The organism is Kluyvera sichuanensis (assembly GCF_014218705.1).
GTDB classification, from domain to species: Bacteria; Pseudomonadota; Gammaproteobacteria; order Enterobacterales; family Enterobacteriaceae; genus Kluyvera; species Kluyvera sichuanensis.
Map to the genome: position 1 here is coordinate 129840 of NZ_JABBJF010000010.1, position 15140 is coordinate 144979.

Below are 15140 nucleotides of genomic sequence, written 5' to 3' on the forward strand. Positions count from 1 at the left end.
CAATGGCAAAGCAAGACTATTACGAGATTTTGGGCGTTTCCAAAACAGCGGAAGAGCGTGAAATCAAAAAGGCGTACAAGCGCCTGGCCATGAAATTCCACCCGGACCGCAACCAGGGTGATAAAGAGGCCGAAGCCAAGTTTAAAGAGATCAAAGAAGCGTACGAGATCCTGACCGACGCGCAGAAGCGTGCGGCCTACGATCAGTACGGACATGCAGCCTTTGAACAGGGCGGTATGGGCGGCGGCGGTGCCGGTGGTTTCGGCGGCGGCGCGGACTTCAGCGATATCTTTGGTGACGTATTCGGCGATATCTTCGGTGGTGGTCGCGGCCGCCAGCGTGCATCCCGTGGCGCGGATCTGCGCTACAACATGGATCTGACGCTGGAAGAAGCGGTTCGTGGTGTGACCAAAGAGATCCGCATCCCGACGCTGGAAGAGTGCGACATCTGCCACGGCAGCGGCGCCAAAGCGGGCTCGCAGCCGCAGACCTGTCCAACCTGTCATGGTTCCGGCCAGGTGCAGATGCGTCAGGGCTTCTTCGCTGTACAGCAGACCTGCCCACATTGTCAGGGCCGCGGTACGCTGATTAAAGATCCGTGCAACAAATGTCACGGCCACGGTCGCGTTGAGAAGACCAAAACCCTGTCCGTTAAAATTCCGGCAGGCGTGGATACCGGCGATCGTATTCGTCTGACCGGCGAAGGCGAAGCGGGTGAACACGGCGCACCAGCGGGCGACCTGTACGTTCAGGTCCAGGTGAAGCAGCACGCTATCTTTGAGCGTGAAGGCAACAACCTGTACTGTGAAGTGCCAATTAACTTCTCTATGGCTGCCCTGGGCGGCGAGATTGAAGTCCCGACGCTCGACGGTCGCGTGAAGCTAAAAATTCCAGGCGAAACGCAAACCGGCAAACTGTTCCGTATGCGCGGCAAGGGCGTGAAATCTGTCCGCGGCGGCGTGCAGGGCGACCTGCTGTGTCGCGTGGTGGTGGAAACCCCGGTCGGCCTGAACGAGAAGCAGAAACAGCTGTTGAAAGACCTGCAGGAAAGCTTCGGCGGCCCAACCGGCGAGAACAACAGTCCGCGTTCGAAAAGCTTTTTCGACGGCGTGAAGAAGTTCTTTGACGATTTGACCCGTTAACCCTTCGCCCCTCGGGCGAGTGCGGACCAGACAAAAACCCGAAGCCTTCCGCTTCGGGTTTTTTATTGTTCGGCTAAACTGAATTATCATCCAGTTATAATCTGATTTTACCGATCTGTTAGACGCGATAACATGGTTTTATCGATGAATATGTGCTTATAGAGAGAGTAAAAGTGAAGCATCTTCAGCGCTTTTTTAGCAACGATGCCTCTGGTGGCATCATCCTGATTATTGCTGCCGTTCTGGCCATGCTGATGGCCAACATGGGCGCGACCAGCGGCCTGTATCATGCCTTCCTGGAAACGCCGGTGCAGCTGCGCGTGGGCGCATTAGAAATTAACAAGAACATGCTGCTGTGGATTAACGACGCCCTGATGGCGGTGTTTTTCCTGCTGATTGGTCTTGAGGTCAAACGCGAGATGATGCAGGGCTCGCTGGCTACGCGTCGTCAGGCTATTTTCCCGGTCATTGCCGCGCTGGGAGGCATGGTGGTGCCTGCGCTGGTCTACCTGGCGTTTAACGCTCAGGATCCGGTGGCGAGCGGCGGTTGGGCTATTCCTGCGGCGACGGATATCGCCTTTGCGCTTGGCGTGCTGGCACTGCTGGGCAGTCGCGTACCAGCCTCACTCAAGATCTTCCTGATGGCGTTAGCCATCATCGACGATTTGGGTGCCATCGTCATTATCGCGCTGTTTTACACTAACGATTTGTCGCTGCTGTCGCTGGCTGTCGCGGCGGCCGCCATTGTGGTGCTCGCGATTCTGAATATGAGCGGCGTACGCCGTACCGGTATCTATATTCTGGTGGGCGTGATCCTGTGGACGGCGGTGCTGAAGTCCGGCGTACACGCTACTCTGGCCGGAGTGATTGTTGGTTTCTTTATCCCGCTGCGCGAGCAGAACGGTAAGTCGCCGGCGAAGCAGCTTGAGCATGTGCTGCACCCATGGGTGGCCTTTATGATCCTGCCGCTGTTTGCCTTTGCCAACGCCGGTGTCTCCCTGCAGGGCGTCACGCTCGCTGGGCTGACCTCGCTGCTGCCGCTGGGCATTATTGCGGGTCTGTTTATCGGTAAGCCGTTGGGCATTAGTCTGTTTTGCTGGCTGGCGCTGAAGCTCAAGCTGGCGAAGTTGCCAGAAGGGGCCGACTTTTCACAGATTATGGCCGTTGGCCTGCTGTGCGGGATTGGCTTCACCATGTCTATCTTTATCGCCAGCCTGGCCTTCGGCAGCGTCGACCCGTCGCTGATTAACTGGGCGAAGCTTGGCATCCTGATTGGCTCGGTGATGTCGGCGGTGGTGGGGTACGGTTTATTACGCACGCATTTAAAGCCGCAGATGGCTTAAGCGCAAGATGAGAATCAAAGGAGAGGGGAGCACAGGGCATGTCGCACATTAATTACAACCACCTTTACTACTTCTGGCATGTCTACAAGGAAGGCTCGGTGGTGGGGGCGGCGGAGGCGCTGTTCCTGACGCCGCAAACCATCACCGGGCAGATCAAGGCACTGGAAGAACGGTTGCAGGGCAAGCTGTTTAAACGTAAAGGGCGCGGGATTGAGCCGAGCGAGCTGGGTGAGTTGGTCTTCCGCTACGCGGACAAAATGTTCACCCTAAGCCAGGAGATGCTGGATATCGTTAACTACCGCAAAGAGTCGAACCTGCTGTTCGACGTCGGCGTGGCGGATGCGCTATCCAAACGACTGGTCAGCGGCGTGCTGGATGCCGCGGTGGTGGAAGATGAGCAGATCCACCTACGCTGCTTTGAATCGACGCATGAGATGCTACTGGAGCAGTTGAGCCAGCATAAGCTCGATATGATTATCTCCGACTGCCCGATCGACTCGACGCAGCAGGAAGGGCTGTTTTCGGTGAAAATCGGTGAATGCAGCGTCAGCTTCTGGTGTATGAATCCGCCGCCGGAAAAACCGTTCCCGGCCTGCCTGGAGGAGCGTCGGTTGCTGATCCCGGGTCGTCGCTCGATGCTGGGCCGTAAGCTGCTGAACTGGTTTAACGTGCAGGGGCTGAAGGTTGAGATTCTGGGTGAGTTTGACGATGCGGCGCTGATGAAGGCGTTTGGCGCGGCGCATAACGCGATATTTGTCGCACCAACGCTATACGCGCATGACTTCTATGCCGATGACAATATCGTCGAGATTGGCCGGATGGACAACGTGATGGAAGAGTATCACGCGATATTCGCCGAACGGATGATTCAGCATCCGGCGGTGCAGCGTATTTGCCATCGCGATTATTCGGCGCTGTTTGCCGAACCATTTAAATAATCCGTTGTGCTTCAGGGCCGGTGCTGCAAGCGTTTGTAGCCCGGCCAAGCGAAGCGCCGCCGGGGAAACACCCAAATTACAGGCATAAAAAAACCCGCATTAAGCGGGTCTTTTTCAAAGCTGATAACAAGCGGGCGATTAAGCCAGTTTGTTGATCTGTGCAGTCAGGTTTGCTTTATGACGTGCAGCTTTGTTTTTGTGGATCAGACCTTTAGCAGCCTGACGGTCCACGATTGGTTGCATTTCGTTAAATGCTTTCAGTGCAGTAGCTTTGTCGCCAGCTTCGATAGCTGCGTATACTTTCTTGATGAAAGTACGCATCATAGAGCGACGGCTAGCGTTGTGTTTGCGAGCCTTTTCAGACTGAACGGCGCGCTTCTTAGCTGATTTGATATTAGCCAAGGCCAACTCCCAAATGTGTTCTATATGGACAATTCAAAGGCCGAGGAATATGCCCGTTTAGCCTTCTTTTGTCAATGGATTTGTGCAAATAAGCGCCGTTAATTTGACAACGCTGCATTACGTATTGATGGCGCAGGATTCTACCAGCTTGTGGGCAACGAATACAGTCCTTCCGGCACAAAAATCATGCGCGTCGGCCATATTTTCTTACCTTTCCAGCGGATGCTGATGAAAACATTCCTTCTTTCCGCCGTGAGGCGTAATCGCGGGTTAACGTGACGGGTTGTACAAGGTATACTCTGACGATTTTCACTCTTTTGAGCCAGACATGAAGCTGATACGCGGCATACATAATCTCAGTCAGGCCCCGCATGGGTGCGTGCTGACCATTGGTAATTTCGACGGTGTGCATCGCGGGCATCAGGCGTTACTGCAAGGCTTACGTGCCGAGGGCAGAGCGCGCGGTTTGCCTGTGGTGGTGATGATTTTTGAACCGCAGCCGCTGGAGCTTTTCGCGGCTGACAAGGCCCCGGCTCGCTTGACGCGCCTGCGTGAAAAGCTGCGCTATCTGGCCGAGAGTGGAGTGGACTACGTCCTCTGCCTGCGCTTTGACCGTCGCTTTGCGGCGCTGACCGCACAGGACTTTATCAGCGAACTGCTGGTGAAGCGTCTGGGGGTGCAGTTCCTCGCCGTTGGCGATGATTTCCGCTTCGGCGCTGGTCGTCAGGGCGATTTCTTGTTATTACAGAAGGCTGGTGAAGATTTTGGTTTCGATATCACCAGTACCGAAACCTTCTGTCACGGTGGCGTGCGCATCAGTAGCACCGCCGTCCGTCAGGCGCTGGCTGAGGATAACCTCGAACAGGCCGAAAGCCTTCTGGGCCACCCATTTATCATCTCCGGGCGCGTGGTGCACGGCGATGAACTGGGTCGCACCATCGGTTTCCCGACGGCGAACTTACCGCTGCGTCGTCAGGTGTCCCCGGTAAAAGGGGTCTATGCGGTAGAAGTCACGGGGCTGGGTGATAAGCCTCTGCCGGGCGTGGCAAATATTGGTACGCGCCCGACCGTTGCTGGCGTTCGCCAGCAGTTGGAAGTGCATTTGCTCGACGTTGTAATGGACCTTTACGGTCGCCATATAGATGTAGTGCTGCGTAAAAAAATACGCAACGAGCAGCGATTTGCGTCGCTGGATGAACTAAAAGCGCAGATTGCGCGTGATGAATTAACGGCCCGCGAGTTTTTTGGGCTTTCAAACCCGGCTTAAATGCCTACGTAAATATACGGAACCGAGAATCTGATGAGTGACTATAAATCAACCCTGAATTTGCCGGAAACAGGGTTCCCGATGCGCGGCGATCTCGCCAAGCGCGAACCGGGAATGCTGGCGCGTTGGACTGATGATGACCTGTACGGCATCATTCGTGCAGCCAAAAAAGGCAAAAAAACGTTCATTCTGCATGATGGCCCTCCATATGCGAACGGCAACATTCATATTGGTCACTCGGTTAACAAGATTCTGAAAGACATTATCGTGAAGTCCAAAGGGCTTTCCGGTTATGACTCTCCGTACGTGCCTGGCTGGGACTGCCACGGCCTGCCTATCGAGCTGAAAGTTGAGCAAGAATTTGGCAAGCCGGGTGAGAAATTTACCGCCGCCGAGTTCCGCGCCAAGTGCCGCGAATATGCCGCAACCCAGGTTGACGGTCAGCGTACCGACTTCATCCGTTTGGGCGTGCTGGGCGACTGGCAGAAGCCATACCTGACCATGGACTTCAAAACCGAAGCCAACATCATTCGTGCGCTGGGCAAAATCGTTGCTAACGGCCACCTGCACAAAGGCGCGAAGCCGGTGCACTGGTGCGTTGACTGCCGTTCTGCGCTGGCGGAAGCGGAAGTTGAGTATTACGACAAAACCTCTCCGTCCATCGACGTGGCGTTCCACGCCGCTGACCCGGATGCGGTAAAAGCGAAATTTGGTGCCGCGAACGTGACTGGCCCTGTCTCCCTGGTTATCTGGACCACCACCCCGTGGACCCTGCCAGCGAACCGCGCTATCTCTCTGGCGCCTGATTTCGATTACGCGCTGGTGCAAATTGACGGCCAGGCGCTGATTCTGGCAAGCGACCTCGTTGAGAGCGTGATGAAGCGCATCGGCGTGAGCGACTACACCATTCTGGGCACCGTCAAAGGCGCCGAGCTGGAACTGCTGCGCTTCACCCACCCGTTCATGGGCTTCGACGTTCCGGCTATTCTGGGCGACCACGTGACGCTGGATGCCGGTACCGGTGCGGTGCATACCGCCGGTGGCCACGGCCCTGACGACTATGTGATCAGCCAGAAGTACGGTCTGGAAATCGCTAACCCAGTTGGCCCTGATGGCGCTTACCTGGCAGGCACTTACCCAGAACTGGACGGCGTGAACGTCTTCAAAGCCAACGACAAAATCGTGGCGCTGCTGACGGAAAAAGGCGCACTGCTGCACGTAGAAAAAATGCAGCACAGCTACCCATGCTGCTGGCGTCACAAGTCACCGATTATCTTCCGTGCGACCCCGCAGTGGTTCGTCAGCATGGATAAAAAAGGCCTGCGTATTCAATCTCTGAAAGAGATCGACCGCATCGAGCAGGAAGGCCTGGCGAAAGAAGATCTGAGTGGCTGGATCCCGGCCTGGGGTAAAGCACGTATCGAATCCATGGTAGCGAACCGTCCTGACTGGTGTATCTCCCGTCAGCGTACCTGGGGCGTGCCAATGGCGCTGTTCGTGCATAAAGACACCGAAGAGCTGCACCCGCGCACCACTGAACTGATGGAAGCGGTTGCCAAATACGTAGAGAAAGACGGTATTCAGGCGTGGTGGGATCTCGACCCGCGTGAAATCCTCGGTGATGACGCGGACAACTACGTCAAAGTGCCAGATACCCTGGACGTATGGTTCGACTCCGGTTCAACCAGCTACTCCGTCGTCGATGCGCGCCCTGAATTCGGCGGCCACGCGGCTGACATGTATCTGGAAGGTTCTGACCAGCACCGCGGCTGGTTCATGTCCTCCCTGATGATTAGCGTCGCCATGAAAGGCAAAGCGCCGTATCGCCAGGTACTGACCCACGGCTTCACCGTGGATGGTCAGGGCCGTAAGATGTCTAAATCTATCGGTAACACCGTTTCTCCGCAGGACGTGATGAACAAACTGGGCGCGGATATCCTGCGTCTGTGGGTAGCATCTACCGACTACACCGGCGAAATGGCGGTATCGGATGAAATCCTGAAACGTGCTGCCGACAGCTATCGTCGTATCCGTAACACCGCGCGCTTCCTGCTGGCGAACCTGAACGGTTTCGATCCGGTAAAAGACATGGTGAAACCGGAAGAGATGGTGGTGCTGGATCGTTGGGCCGTAGGCTGTGCGCAAGAAGCGCAGGCTGACATCATGAAAGCCTACGAATCCTATGATTTCCACGAAGTGGTACAGCGTCTGATGCGCTTCTGCTCCGTAGAAATGGGTTCGTTCTACCTCGACATCATCAAAGACCGCCAGTACACCGCGAAAGCGGACAGCGTGGCGCGTCGTAGCTGCCAGACTGCGCTGTACCATATCGCAGAAGCGCTGGTTCGCTGGATGGCACCTATCATGTCCTTCACCGCCGACGAAATCTGGGGCTACCTGCCGGGTAACCGCGAGAAGTACGTCTTCACCGGCGAATGGTACGAAGGTCTGTTTGGCCTGGCCGACAGCGAAGCGATGAACGATGCGTTCTGGGAAGAGCTGCTGCAGGTTCGTGGCGAAGTGAACAAGGTCATCGAGCAGGCGCGTGCTGATAAGAAAGTTGGTGGTTCTCTGGAAGCGGCAGTCACCCTGTACGCCCAGCCGGAACTGGCGGCTAAGCTGAATGCATTGGGCGACGAATTACGATTTGTCCTGTTGACCTCCGGGGCAACCGTTGCCGATTATGAAGCGGCAACCGCTGATGCCCAGCAGAGCGAACTGCTGAAAGGGCTGAAAGTGGCGCTGAATAAAGCCGAAGGCGAGAAGTGCCCGCGTTGCTGGCACTACACTCAGGACGTCGGTAAGGTGGCGGAACACGCAGAAATCTGCGGACGCTGTGTGAGCAACGTGGCCGGTGACGGCGAAAAACGTAAGTTTGCCTGATGAGTAAATCGATTTGTTCAACAGGGCTACGCTGGCTGTGGCTGGTTGTCGTCGTGCTGATTATCGATCTGGGCAGCAAATACCTGATCCTCCAGAACTTTGCTCTGGGGGAAACGGTTTCGCTGTTCCCGTCGCTTAATCTGCATTATGCGCGTAACTATGGCGCGGCGTTTAGCTTCCTGGCCGACAGCGGCGGCTGGCAGCGCTGGTTCTTTGCGGGTATCGCTATCGGTATCTGTGTGGCGCTGGCGGTGCTGATGTATCGCGCTAAGGCCTCGCAAAAGCTGAACAACATTGCCTACGCGCTGATTATTGGCGGCGCGTTGGGTAACCTGTTCGACCGTCTGTGGCATGGCTTCGTTGTCGACATGATCGATTTCTACGTCGGCGACTGGCATTTTGCTACCTTCAACCTGGCTGATACGGCAATCTGTATCGGTGCTGCGCTGATCGTGCTGGAAGGTTTCCTGCCGAAAAAGCAGGCGTAATCAAATAAGCGCAGTCTGTAGCCCGGCCGAGCGTAGCGACGCCGGGGAACTGCAGGCTACGCTATCTAATAACAATAATCGTCATTCCAATGTCGTAAGATAAAAGGCTGTCCCTGCATGTCTAACTCGATTCAAAGCAATAGTGCGGTGCTGGTGCACTTCACGCTGAAACTGGACGATGGCTCTACCGCAGAGTCGACCCGTAACAACGGCAAACCGGCGCTGTTTCGTCTGGGCGATGCCTCCCTGTCTGAAGGGCTGGAGCAGCATCTTCTCGGCCTGAAGGCCGGGGACAAAAAAGCATTCTCTCTGGAGCCTGACGCGGCGTTTGGGATTTCCACGCCCGATCTTATCCAGTATTTCTCCCGCCGCGAATTTATGGATGCGGGCGAACCGGAAATCGGCGCTATCATGCTGTTCACCGCAATGGACGGCAGCGAGATGCCAGGCGTGATCCGCGAGATTAACGGTGACTCCATCACGGTTGATTTCAACCACCCGCTGGCGGGCCATACCGTTCATTTTGATATTGAAGTACTGGAAGTCGATCCGGTACTGGAGGCGTAACATGCAGATCCTGTTGGCCAACCCACGCGGCTTTTGTGCAGGCGTTGACCGCGCTATCAGCATTGTTGAAAATGCGCTCGCCATCTATGGCGCGCCAATCTACGTTCGTCATGAAGTGGTGCATAACCGCTACGTGGTGGACAGCCTGCGCGCACGTGGCGCTATCTTTATCGAGCAGATTAGCGAAGTGCCGGACGGCGCTATCCTGATCTTCTCCGCCCACGGCGTTTCTCAGACCGTGCGTAACGAAGCGAAAAGCCGAGACCTGACGGTCTTTGACGCGACCTGCCCGCTGGTTACCAAAGTGCATATGGAAGTGGCGCGCGCTAGCCGTCGCGGCGAAGAGTCGATTCTTATCGGCCACGCCGGTCACCCGGAAGTTGAAGGCACAATGGGCCAGTACAGCAACCCGAAAGGGGGGATGTACCTCGTCGAGTCGCCGGAAGACGTACTGAAGCTGGCGGTGAAAGACGAAAGCAAGCTGTCGTTTATGACCCAGACTACGCTCTCGGTGGACGACACTTCTGATGTTATTGACGCGTTGCGCAGCCGTTTCCCAAAAATCGTCGGCCCGCGTAAAGATGATATCTGCTACGCCACCACCAACCGTCAGGAAGCCGTGCGATCGCTCGCCCAGCAGGCGGACGTGGTGCTGGTCGTTGGGTCGAAGAACTCTTCCAACTCCAACCGTCTGGCCGAGCTGGCGCAGCGGATGGGTAAAGCGGCCTATCTGATTGACGATGCATCTGATATCCAGGAAGCCTGGGTGAAAGAGGCAACCTGCGTTGGCGTCACCGCCGGGGCATCCGCGCCGGATATTCTGGTGCAGAACGTCATTGCTCGCCTGCAATCGTTAGGTGGCGGCGAGGCGATTACCCTTGAAGGTCGTGAAGAGAACATCGTCTTTGAGGTGCCGCGCGAGCTGCGTGTGGATGTTCGTGAAGTCGAATAAATTAATTCTCCCGCAGATGTGAAAAAATGCCAGGCTTAACGTCTGGCATTTTTTATGGAGAAATCATGCGACTGCCTATCTTCCTGGATACCGATCCAGGTATCGACGATGCCGCGGCGATTGCCGCCGCGCTGTTTGCTCCCGAGCTGGATCTCCAGCTCATGACCACCGTCGCCGGCAACGTCTCCGTCGAGAAAACCACCCGTAATGGCCTGCAGCTGCTCCATTTCTGGGAGGCGGATGTGCCGCTGGCGCAGGGCGCGGCCGCACCGCTGGTTCGCCCGCTGCGCGACGCGGCGTCGGTACACGGCGAATCCGGCATGGAGGGCTATGATTTTGTCGAGCATAACCGCCAGCCGCTGGCAAAACCGGCGTTTCAGGCGATCCGCGATGCGCTGATGCTGGCATCTGAGCCGGTCACGCTGGTCGCCATTGGCCCGCTGACCAATATCGCACTGCTGCTGACGCAGTATCCTGAGTGCCGCTTCAATATTCGCCGCCTGGTGATTATGGGCGGTTCCGCCGGGCGCGGTAACTTTACGCCGAACGCCGAGTTTAATATCGCTATCGACCCGGAAGCGGCGGCGCTGGTGTTCCGCAGCGGCCTGGAGATTGTGATGTGCGGTCTGGACGTGACTAACCAGGCGACGCTCTCGCCGGAATATCTGGCCTCGCTGCCCGCGCTGAATAAAACCGGCGGTATGCTCCATGCATTGTTCAGCCACTACCGCAGCGGCAGTATGCAGAGTGGCCTGCGCATGCACGACCTGTGCGCGATTGCCTGGCTGGCACGCCCGGCGCTGTTTACTCTGCAAAGCTGCTACGTCGCCGTTGAAACACAGGGGCAATTTACCGCTGGAACAACGGTTGTGGATATTGAAGGGAAGCTCGGCCAGCCGGCTAACGCGCAGGTGGCGCTGGGGCTGGACGTCGAAGGCTTCCGCCAATGGGTGGCGGAGGTTTTTGCACTGGCGTCGTAATTATCATTAGCGGCTTTGCTGCGGCAGCTTCTCGCTCAGATAATCAATCATCGCCCGCATTCTGGCGGGCATATGCTGGTTACGCGTCCATAACAGCCACAGATCGCCGCTGTAGTCGCTGATAAACTCCCACTCCGGCAGTACCTGCACAATCTCACCGTTAGCCAGTGCTTCCTGCGCGGTAAACAGCGGCAGGCTGCCAATACCAAGATGGTTTTTCACCGCGTCCAGCCGCACGCCGGTATGGTTGGCGGCGTAGCGTCCGTGAGTCTGAATCGTCTCGCTCTTCTCCCCAAGCCGGAATTTCCAGCGCGCGTCGGCGGGCGTTTCACCGAGGCTGATACAGCTATGGTGGCGCAACGCATGCGGTGTGTCTGGCGTGCCGTGCTGACGTAAATACGCCGGGGTAGCGCAAATGACATGGCTGACCGGCATTAGCGCTTTGCCGTACAAGCCGGGGGAGGGGGACTGGCTGATGCGCAGCGCCAGGTCGACGCCGTCGTCAATCAGATCCATATAGCGGTCTTCCAGGCGCAGGCACACGTCGACGTCCGGGTAGCGCTCAAGGAATTCGGCCATCAGCGGGTGAATCACAAAACGTCCCACCGCTTTCGGTACGCTAACGGTCAGCTTGCCTTGGGCCACCTGCTGGCGGCTACTGCCGGAATCCAGCGCCATCTGCGCGGCATTCAGCATCTCCTGCGCGTGTTCGTACACCATTTTCCCTGTTTCGCTCAACGCCAGCTTGCGGGTGGTGCGATGCAGCAACTTACTGCCCAGCGCTTGCTCCAGGCGCGACACGCTGCGGCTAATGGCGGAAGGCGTGGCTCCAGCGGCTTTTGCCGCCGCGGTAAAGCTGCCCTGGTCAATAATCAACACAAAGGTGGCAAGGTCGGGCAGAAGGTTAGGGTTCATTTGTGCGTTCCAGGCAAAGATGCATTGAGTGGGCGCAGGATTATCGCCGCAGATAAAGTGAATATACTCTTCTCATTAAGAGGAGAACAATCATGACTGAACGTCTTTATTACACCTGCGATGATGCTGAAGGTCGGGCTAACGTACTGAGCTGTACACCTGAGCCGGACGGGCGCTATGCGGTAGTGCTGGATAGCACCCTGTTTCACCCGCAGGGCGGCGGGCAGCCTGCGGATGTGGGCTGGATTGACAATGAGCCGGTTGAAGCGGTGATTGCGCGCGGTGACGAAGTGCTGCATATCGTGGCAAAACCGTTATCCCCCGGGGGAGTGGATCTACGTGTGGATGCCGCGCAGCGCAAGCTGCACGCTCGGCTGCATTCAGCCGGGCATCTGATTGGCCTGGCGGGGACGGAATTCGGCTGGCATCCGGTAAAAGCGCACCATTGGCCCCATGAGGGGCGTATTACTTTCGCCACTGGGGAAAACGCCACGTTGCCGGATGCGCCGTCGTTGTTAACGAAAATCAGCGCCTGGCAGGCGGAAAATCTCGCCCGACAGGTGACATTCGCCGACGGACTGCGGCAGGTGGGTTTTGGCCATCTCCCGGCTTACCCGTGCGGAGGAACGCACGTTGCCCAACTTTCAGAGATTGGGCCGGTGACGATCGTTCAGGTGAAGATGAAAAAAGGGCAGATGATCGTCAACTACACGCTGGGATCATAGTTCTGGAATCTTGCCGCGATAGATGCGTTCAGGTCTGCCGACTTTGCCATAGCTGATCTCCGCCTCCAGCTGATCGTTCTTCACGCCTTGCTCCAGATAGCGTCTGGCGGTGGTCTTACTGCTACCGAGGATCCGCGCTAACGAGTCGGCGGTGTGCACCGTCTGCGGGTCGGTAAATATCTGCAGTACGCGGTTGAAGGTGTTTTCATCAATACCGCGTAGACCTGAAGCAGGCTCCGCTATTTGCTCTTTGGCCTGAATATTAAAGAGCGCATCAACGTGGGTTTGGTTCGCCTGCTCGCTGGAACGCAATGAGCCGCGATAGCGGGCAAAGCGTTCCAGCGTATGCTGTAATCGCTGGTAGTGCACTGGCTTAATCAGATAATCAAATACCCCCAGTCGCAATGCTTCGCTGATGGTATCCATATGGTTATCGGCGGTGAGAAATATAATCCGGCCAGCGTACTGCGTGTTGATTGTATGGCGAATTAAATCAATGCCTTTACCATCGGGAAGGAAGTTATCCAGTAGGATCAGATCGGGTTGATACAGGCGAATCTGCTTTTTGGCGCTTTCCACTTTATCGGCCACGCCGATGACCTGAAATTGCGGTGACTGCTTGATGGTATCCACCAGTATTTCCGCCAGCATCGGCTCATCTTCAATAATCAGCGTCGTAATGCTATCCATGATGTTCATCTCTGGTAAAGGGTAGGTAGAGGGTAAAAATGGTGCCGTAAGGGCTATTGTTATCAATAATAATGTTGCCGTTAGCCTGCTCGACGTAGCTGCGAACTAACCATAAACCGATGCCGTGATCGCCGCTGTCACGGCTGGTCACGCCGCGTTCAAAAATATGCTGGCGGATATCTTCATCAATGCCGATGCCCTGATCGGCGACTTCGATGATCACCTCGTTGCCTTCGCTGTTGATCAGACATTCGATCTGGCGTGAGCCCGCGTGGTTAAGCAGGGTGGCGTTGTAGGCATTATCCAGTAAGTTGCCGACAATAGAGATCCATTCGTTATGAGAGAGTGATAGCGGTAGCTGCTCGACGTAGCAGGCGGGGTCGAAAACCAGTTCCAGACCCAGCTCCTTCGCGCGGTAATATTTGCCAATCAGCAAACCGGCAAGGTGGTGGTCTTTAAAGCTGTGGGCAATAAAATCGAGCACTTTCTGGTGGCTCTCAGACTGCTGCTGAATCAGCGCCAGCGCGTTATCGTAGCGCTTGAGGAAAAGCAGCCCGGCGATGGTGGAAATCAGGTTGCGGTGCTCGTGCTGGACTGCGCGCAGGTTGTCGGCGTACTGCTGAATCTGGCTTAACTGCAGGCTGAGGGTGTTAATATCATCCTTGCTGCGAAAGCTAATCACCCATCCCTGCGGCTGGCTGTCTAAGATAACGGCCATGCGGCTGGCAATCACTTTGACGTCATTGAACGTCACAATCTCATCTTTTTTGTTCTTCTGTTGGGCATCATAGAAAAAGGTTTCAGGCGTCACCACGCTATCTATTGCTTGCCCAATCAGCTCGGCCTCCGGCTGGCTAAGGTTCAGCATTCGCCGTGCCGTCTGGTTAATGGCGGTAATGCGGTGAAACGAGTCGATGGCGATAAGCCCCTCAAAAACCGACTCAAATAATACGCTTTGCTGGATGAGCAACTGCGAAAGCTGCTGCGGCTCCATATTCAACATCTGTTTTTTAATGTGCAGGGAAAACCGTCTGGCGCAGTAGAGGAGCAGCAGCAGTAAGACGGCCATGGGAAACATAAACGATCCAATCTGGAGGTTGAGCCAGTTTTCCAACTGGTCGATGGTATAGCCGACGGACACGATGCCAATGACCTTGCCGGTTTGATCCTGAATAGGCGACTTGCCGCGCAGCGATGACCCTAACGATCCTTCACGAACAGAGACATAGCTTTTGGCATTAAACAGCGCCTCATCGCTGTCTCCCCCTTCCATATATTTACCAATCTCATCGGGATTCACGTGGTACAAGCGCTGCCCTTTTTCGTCTCCAACCGTGATGTAAGTGGCGTCGGAGAACGATCGCATTGGGTCGATGAGCGCCTTGATGCGCGCAAGATCGTTGTGCTGCACGGCTTCAACCAGTTCGGGCATTGCCGAGATCTGCATCGCCTGAATCAGCGCACGCTGGCCTACCTGATAGTGCAATCGGTCTTTAGTGATGTTGGTGAGGTACCAGGACATCGCCAGCATCACCACCGTTGAGGTAAATAAGATCAGCAGAAAGATGCGATTCTGGAAGGAACGACGAGAAAACCACAGGGCGATTTTTCGGATAGACATAGGTAAGTGGATATATTTAAAAAAGAGATATTCCGATATTTGGGACGATCGGTTCCTGAGCCAGTTCATACTTACTTTTTTTTCAGAAAACATTGGCATGAAAATGGGATACGCCACGCGTATCCCAACGTAAATTACATCGCCATCACGTACTTCAGCATCACGCCTGCGGCTATCGCCGAGCCAATCACCCCGGCCACGTTCGGCCCCATGGCGTGCATCAGCAG

The 15140-nt window shown here is 55.9% G+C and carries 15 protein-coding genes; 10 read left to right on the top strand and 5 right to left on the bottom strand.

Going from position 1 to position 15140, the window contains the following annotated elements:
• The first annotated feature begins 2 nt into the window (after window positions 1–2).
• The 3 genes from dnaJ (at window position 3) to nhaR (ending at window position 3423) form a co-directional block, all read left to right on the top strand.
• Window positions 3–1142: a molecular chaperone DnaJ gene (dnaJ, locus tag HII27_RS13150; protein ID WP_185668290.1), complete on the top strand. Its 1140-nt coding sequence runs from the start codon at window positions 3–5 to the stop codon at window positions 1140–1142.
• Window positions 1143–1315: 173 nt separating this feature from the next.
• A complete protein-coding gene (nhaA, locus tag HII27_RS13155; RefSeq protein ID WP_185668291.1) occupies window positions 1316–2485 on the top strand; it encodes a Na+/H+ antiporter NhaA in 1170 nt (389 codons plus the stop codon).
• A 38-nt stretch (window positions 2486–2523) separates the two neighbouring features.
• Window positions 2524–3423: a transcriptional activator NhaR gene (nhaR, locus tag HII27_RS13160; RefSeq protein ID WP_185668292.1), complete on the top strand. Its 900-nt coding sequence runs from the start codon at window positions 2524–2526 to the stop codon at window positions 3421–3423.
• 138 nt (window positions 3424–3561) lie between these two features.
• Here the strand turns inward: nhaR and rpsT are convergent, their stop codons facing one another.
• Window positions 3562–3825 carry a 30S ribosomal protein S20 gene (rpsT, locus tag HII27_RS13165; protein WP_003018940.1) on the bottom strand — a complete coding sequence of 88 codons (264 nt, stop codon included), beginning with the start codon at window positions 3823–3825 and terminating at the stop codon, window positions 3562–3564.
• Between the two features lie 328 nt (window positions 3826–4153).
• Here rpsT and ribF point away from each other — a divergent pair, with 328 nt between their 5' ends.
• The 6 genes from ribF (at window position 4154) to rihC (ending at window position 10962) form a co-directional block, all read left to right on the top strand.
• Window positions 4154–5092: a bifunctional riboflavin kinase/FAD synthetase gene (gene ribF, locus HII27_RS13170; RefSeq protein WP_185668293.1), complete on the top strand. Its 939-nt coding sequence runs from the start codon at window positions 4154–4156 to the stop codon at window positions 5090–5092.
• Between the two features lie 33 nt (window positions 5093–5125).
• On the top strand, window positions 5126–7975 hold the full coding sequence (ileS, locus tag HII27_RS13175; protein ID WP_185668294.1) for an isoleucine--tRNA ligase: 2850 nt from the start codon (window positions 5126–5128) through the stop codon (window positions 7973–7975).
• The gene (gene lspA / locus HII27_RS13180) at window positions 7975–8463 is read left to right on the top strand and encodes a signal peptidase II (RefSeq protein ID WP_185668295.1); all 489 of its coding nucleotides are present in this window, start codon (window positions 7975–7977) and stop codon (window positions 8461–8463) included. Before ileS ends, lspA begins: the two co-directional genes overlap by 1 nt.
• A gap of 117 nt (window positions 8464–8580) precedes the next feature.
• Window positions 8581–9030, top strand: a complete 450-nt coding sequence (gene fkpB, locus HII27_RS13185) for an FKBP-type peptidyl-prolyl cis-trans isomerase (protein ID WP_185668296.1) — start codon at window positions 8581–8583, stop codon at window positions 9028–9030.
• Between the two features lies 1 nt (window position 9031).
• Complete coding sequence (gene ispH, locus HII27_RS13190) at window positions 9032–9982, top strand: 4-hydroxy-3-methylbut-2-enyl diphosphate reductase (protein WP_185668297.1); 951 nt, start codon at window positions 9032–9034, stop codon at window positions 9980–9982.
• A gap of 65 nt (window positions 9983–10047) precedes the next feature.
• Window positions 10048–10962 carry a ribonucleoside hydrolase RihC gene (gene rihC / locus HII27_RS13195; RefSeq protein ID WP_185668298.1) on the top strand — a complete coding sequence of 305 codons (915 nt, stop codon included), beginning with the start codon at window positions 10048–10050 and terminating at the stop codon, window positions 10960–10962.
• Between the two features lie 6 nt (window positions 10963–10968).
• Here rihC and HII27_RS13200 read toward each other — a convergent pair whose 3' ends face one another.
• Window positions 10969–11877 carry a LysR family transcriptional regulator gene (locus HII27_RS13200; protein ID WP_185668299.1) on the bottom strand — a complete coding sequence of 303 codons (909 nt, stop codon included), beginning with the start codon at window positions 11875–11877 and terminating at the stop codon, window positions 10969–10971.
• A gap of 92 nt (window positions 11878–11969) precedes the next feature.
• Here HII27_RS13200 and HII27_RS13205 point away from each other — a divergent pair, with 92 nt between their 5' ends.
• Window positions 11970–12602, top strand: coding sequence for an alanyl-tRNA editing protein (locus HII27_RS13205; protein ID WP_185668300.1), 633 nt, complete (start codon window positions 11970–11972; stop codon window positions 12600–12602).
• Here the strand turns inward: HII27_RS13205 and citB are convergent.
• The 3 genes from citB to HII27_RS13220 all read right to left on the bottom strand — a co-directional run.
• Complete coding sequence (citB, locus tag HII27_RS13210; RefSeq protein WP_185668301.1) at window positions 12597–13292, bottom strand: citrate response regulator transcription factor CitB; 696 nt, start codon at window positions 13290–13292, stop codon at window positions 12597–12599. The genes HII27_RS13205 and citB overlap by 6 nt on opposite strands.
• Complete coding sequence (gene citA / locus HII27_RS13215; RefSeq protein WP_185668302.1) at window positions 13285–14913, bottom strand: citrate sensor histidine kinase CitA; 1629 nt, start codon at window positions 14911–14913, stop codon at window positions 13285–13287. Before citA ends, citB begins: the two co-directional genes overlap by 8 nt.
• Window positions 14914–15047: 134 nt before the next feature.
• The coding region (locus HII27_RS13220) for a sodium ion-translocating decarboxylase subunit beta (protein ID WP_185667779.1) at window positions 15048–15140 on the bottom strand (93 nt) is incomplete at its 5' end.

What these genes read in the sequence shown, in the direction of transcription:
- dnaJ (WP_185668290.1), top strand. Translation starts at nt 3, where the DNA reads ATGGCAAAGCAAGACTATTACGAGATTTTGGGCGTTTCCAAAACAGCG.
- nhaR (WP_185668292.1), top strand. Translation starts at nt 2,524, where the DNA reads ATGTCGCACATTAATTACAACCACCTTTACTACTTCTGGCATGTCTAC.
- ribF (WP_185668293.1), top strand. Translation starts at nt 4,154, where the DNA reads ATGAAGCTGATACGCGGCATACATAATCTCAGTCAGGCCCCGCATGGG.
- ileS (WP_185668294.1), top strand. Translation starts at nt 5,126, where the DNA reads ATGAGTGACTATAAATCAACCCTGAATTTGCCGGAAACAGGGTTCCCG.
- lspA (WP_185668295.1), top strand. Translation starts at nt 7,975, where the DNA reads ATGAGTAAATCGATTTGTTCAACAGGGCTACGCTGGCTGTGGCTGGTT.
- fkpB (WP_185668296.1), top strand. Translation starts at nt 8,581, where the DNA reads ATGTCTAACTCGATTCAAAGCAATAGTGCGGTGCTGGTGCACTTCACG.
- ispH (WP_185668297.1), top strand. Translation starts at nt 9,032, where the DNA reads ATGCAGATCCTGTTGGCCAACCCACGCGGCTTTTGTGCAGGCGTTGAC.
- rihC (WP_185668298.1), top strand. Translation starts at nt 10,048, where the DNA reads ATGCGACTGCCTATCTTCCTGGATACCGATCCAGGTATCGACGATGCC.
- HII27_RS13200 (WP_185668299.1), bottom strand. Translation starts at nt 11,877, where the DNA reads ATGAACCCTAACCTTCTGCCCGACCTTGCCACCTTTGTGTTGATTATT.
- HII27_RS13205 (WP_185668300.1), top strand. Translation starts at nt 11,970, where the DNA reads ATGACTGAACGTCTTTATTACACCTGCGATGATGCTGAAGGTCGGGCT.
- citB (WP_185668301.1), bottom strand. Translation starts at nt 13,292, where the DNA reads ATGGATAGCATTACGACGCTGATTATTGAAGATGAGCCGATGCTGGCG.
- citA (WP_185668302.1), bottom strand. Translation starts at nt 14,913, where the DNA reads ATGTCTATCCGAAAAATCGCCCTGTGGTTTTCTCGTCGTTCCTTCCAG.